Raw genomic sequence first — 3,831 nt, 5'->3', positions numbered from 1 at the left:
CATGCGCGCCGCCCACGAGCAGAGCCTGGCCGTCGTCGCCCGCGGCAACGGCAGCCGGATCCACTGGGGCGCCGCGCCCCGCGCCTGCGACCTCGTCCTCGACACACGCCGCCTCAGCCGCGTCATCGAGCACGCGGCCGGCGACCTCGTCGTCACGGTCGAGGCCGGTCTGCCGATCGAACGGCTTCAGGCGCTGCTGGCCACGGAGAACCAGCAGCTCGCCCTGGACGTCCCCTACGGGGGCGCCGTCGCGGAGGCCGGTTCGACGGTGGGCGGGGTGATCTCAGCGGGGGTGGCCGGGCCACGGCGGCTCCTGTACGGATCGGTGCGGGACCTGCTGATCGGGGTCACGGCCGTGCGCGCGGACGGGACGATCGTCAAATCCGGCGGGAAGGTCGTGAAGAACGTCGCCGGATACGACCTCGGCAAGCTGTACACGGGCGCGTTCGGCACGCTGGGGCTGATCGTCGCGGCCTCCTTCCGGCTCCATCCGGTACCTGAGCAGAGACGCTATGTGACGGCAGTGACAAAAGAGCCGCTGCGCGACGTGCTGAAGATCCTGCACAGTGCCCTGGTGCCGAGCGCCGTGGAGGTGAAGGGCCCGGACACCGTGGTCGTCCTCCTGGAGGGCAGCGCCGCCGACGCCCGCGCCGGCCAGTCCGTCGCCCTGCTGGGCCGGGGCGCCACGGTCGCCGAGGACGCGCCCGACTGGTGGCTCCGCCAGCCGAAGGGCGAGGTGCTGCTCGAGGTGCTGGCCAAGCCGACCGAGCTGCCCGCGGTGCTGGAGCTGGCCGGTTCCCGGGTGCGGGGGTCGGCGGGCAACGGCGTCTGGCAGATCGGGACGTTCGCCGCGTCCGCCCCCGAGCTGGTCGGGCGGCTGCGCGAACGCTGGCCGACGATCGTCCGATACGCGCCTGCGCACGTCCGTGCGGAGCTCGATCTGTGGGGTCCCTCGCCCGCGCTCCCCCTGATGCGCAGGGTCAAGGACCAGTTCGACCCGGCCCACCGGCTGTCGCCGGGCCGCTTCATCGGAGGGATCTGACCGTGAGCGACGAGCACGACAAGCTGCTCGGGGACTGCGTCCACTGCGGTTTCTGCCTGCCGACCTGCCCCACCTATGTCCTGTGGGGCGAGGAGATGGACTCCCCCCGCGGCCGGATCCATCTGATGCAGCAGCACGCCGACGGCGCGCCGCTGACACCGGAGATGGCCGGCCATTTCGACGCCTGCCTCGGCTGCCTGGCCTGTGTGACCTCCTGTCCGTCGGGGGTGCAGTACGACAAGCTGATCGAGCACACCAGGGTCCAGGTCGAGGCGGCGCGCACGCCGAAGGAGAAGGCGCTCCGTGAGGCGATCTTCGCGGTGTTCCCTTATCCGAAGCGGCTGCGCGCGCTGAGGGCTCCGCTCAGGGCCTACCAGTTGACGGGCTTGTCCAAGTTCGTCCGCCCGGCTCTGGAGCGCCTGAATCCCGTTCTGGCCGCCATGGAGCGGCTCGCTCCGCCGCTGGGCCGCGCCTACCGGCTACCGCAGAAGATCAGCGCGCGCGGTGAGCGCCGGGCGACCGTCGGGATGCTGACGGGCTGTGTGCAGCGCGAGTTCTTCCCGCAGGTCAACTCGGCGACCGCCCGGGTACTGGCCCTGGAGGGCTGCGACGTCATCGTGCCGCGCGCCCAGGGCTGCTGCGGCGCGCTGTCGGCCCACTCGGGCCGCCGCGCCGAGGCCAGGGAGTTCGCCCAGAAAACGATCATCGCGTTCGAGGGCGTCGACGTGATCGTGGTGAACTCGGCCGGCTGCGGCTCGGCGATGAAGGAGTACGCCGAGCTGTTCGCCGACGATCCGGAGTGGGCGGGCCGCGCCGAAGCGCTGACGGCCAAGACCCGCGACTTCACCGAGTTCCTGATCGAGCTGGGCCCGCGCGCCGTCCGCCACCCCCTGGACGTGACCGTCGCCTACCACGACGCCTGCCATCTCGGCCACGCCCAGGGCATCCGGAACCAGCCCCGTGAGCTGCTGCGCGGCATCCCGGGACTGGAGCTCAGGGAGATCGCCGACCCGGACGTCTGCTGTGGTTCGGCGGGCATCTACAACCTGGTCGAGCCCGAGGCCGCCGCCGAACTCGGCGATCTGAAAGCGGGGAATGTCCGGAAGACGGGGGCGTCCTGGCTGGTCGCCGCCAACCCCGGCTGCACCCTCCAGATCGCGACGGCGCTGCGCCGCGCCGGTGAGGAGATCAACATCGCGCATCCCGCGCAGCTCCTCGACGCCTCGCTCCGCGGGCTTCCGTTGCGACCATGAACCCCCGGTCATTTGGACGGGACCAAACGTACGTTAAGCTGCGCCAACGCAAAAATCTCCCCATACCCCACGGGATGTCCCCCATATGTCTGGAACTCGCCGCGCCTCCGGTAACCGTCGCAAGCCCAAGAACTCCAACGGCCGTATCGTCTTCGCGGCCGTCGCGACCGGTGTCCTCGCCGTGGGCGTCGCCGCCGGAGCCGTCGTCGTCCTGAACAGCGGCGGGGAGAAGCCCGCCTCGGCCAGTTCCCCCGTCGCCACCAGCGAAGAGGCTGGCGCCATCCCGACGCCGAAGACCGGTCCCGCCGTCACCGTGACCACCCCCGACGGCTACCGCTACAAGATCGCCGCCGCGGGCGCCTCCCGCAGGCCGTCCGGCGAGGCCTACATCGACTACACGATGGTCAACCTGGGCGCCGAGCGGGCTCCGCTGGAGTCCCCCGGCACCCTGTACATCGCCAAGGCCAAGGCGGGCGACACCCTCAAGACCTGCCCGAACCAGGGCCAGACCGAGGGCGCCTACTGCACGCCGACCACCCAGAGCGAGGTCTGGGGCTACCTCGGCACGTCCCGCCAGCCGGAGATCGACGGCGAGGACCAGTGGATGCCGCCGGGCGCCGGCTACCTGGTCCGCGTCTCGACGGTCGAGAAGTCCGGCGAGCTGACCTCCGCCGACCTCGCCCTGTTCATCACCGCGATCCGTTTCGCCAAGGGCAAGACCATCCCGGTCCCGCTGCCGCAGGGCTAGCTCACGGGCCGTCGGTGCGGAAGCCGATGGAGGTGTAGTCCTGGTCGCGGAGGCCGGGCGCGCCGAGGTTGACCAGCCCGCGCCGGACGGCCACGAGCTGGGGCCGCTGGTAGAGCGGCAGGACGGCGGCCTGCTTCCAGATCAGTTCGTCGGCCTGGTCGGCGAGCCTGATCGCCCGCTCCGGGTCCAGCTCACGGGACGCGGCGTCGAGCAGCCGGTCGATCCGCGCGCTGCCCGCACGGGCGAAGTTCTGCCGCAGCTCGCCCCCGGACGGCCGGACGAACACCGAGCGCATCCCCGACACCGGATGAGCGGTCCCCAGCCACGCGAACGCGGCGACGTCGAAGTCGCCCGGCACCACGTACCGGCCGATCAGTTCGCTCTGCGGGACGGTCACCTGCTCGACCGTGATCCCGGTCTTCGCGAGCATCGCCCGGACGAGCTGCGCCTCGTCGGCGGAGGCGGGCACTCCCGCGGGGACGAGATGCCGCAGCCGCAGCACCTTCCCGTCCTTGACGCGCCGGCCGCCTTCCAGCCGCCACCCGGCGGCGTCCAGGAGCCGTCCGGCGGCGATCGGGTCGGTGCGTCCCAGCCGTCCGCCTGTGTCGCGGTAGCCGCGCTGGCCGCGCATGAAGAAGTGGTTGTCGAGGGTGCGGGCGGGCCAGCCGACCTGGCCGAGCGCCGACTCGGCGAGCACACCGCGGTCGATCGACAGGAACACCGCGCGCCGCACCCGGACGTCGCGGAGCGGTCCGGACGCCGCGTTCAGCGTGATCTGCCGCCAGTCG

At 71.8% G+C, this 3,831-nt stretch carries 4 protein-coding genes; 3 read left to right on the top strand and 1 reads right to left on the bottom strand.

Annotated features, from left to right (window positions below; all coding sequences use genetic code 11):
- From ACYVE7_RS30750 to ACYVE7_RS30740, 3 genes are all read left to right on the top strand, one after another.
- A partial coding sequence (locus ACYVE7_RS30750) for an FAD-binding oxidoreductase (RefSeq protein WP_460369654.1) occupies window positions 1-1,042 on the top strand: 1,042 nt, incomplete at its 5' end.
- Window positions 1,043-1,044: 2 nt separating this feature from the next.
- Window positions 1,045-2,295: a (Fe-S)-binding protein gene (locus tag ACYVE7_RS30745; protein ID WP_460369652.1), complete on the top strand. Its 1,251-nt coding sequence runs from the start codon at window positions 1,045-1,047 to the stop codon at window positions 2,293-2,295.
- Between the two features lie 85 nt (window positions 2,296-2,380).
- A complete protein-coding gene (locus tag ACYVE7_RS30740) occupies window positions 2,381-3,043 on the top strand; it encodes a hypothetical protein (RefSeq protein ID WP_460369650.1) in 663 nt (220 codons plus the stop codon).
- 1 nt (window position 3,044) lies between these two features.
- Here ACYVE7_RS30740 and ACYVE7_RS30735 read toward each other — a convergent pair.
- The coding region (locus tag ACYVE7_RS30735) for an ABC transporter substrate-binding protein (protein WP_460369649.1) at window positions 3,045-3,831 on the bottom strand (787 nt) is incomplete at its 5' end.

The organism is Actinocorallia lasiicapitis (assembly GCF_054778695.1).
This window is presented reverse-complemented; position numbering and strand designations above follow the sequence as displayed.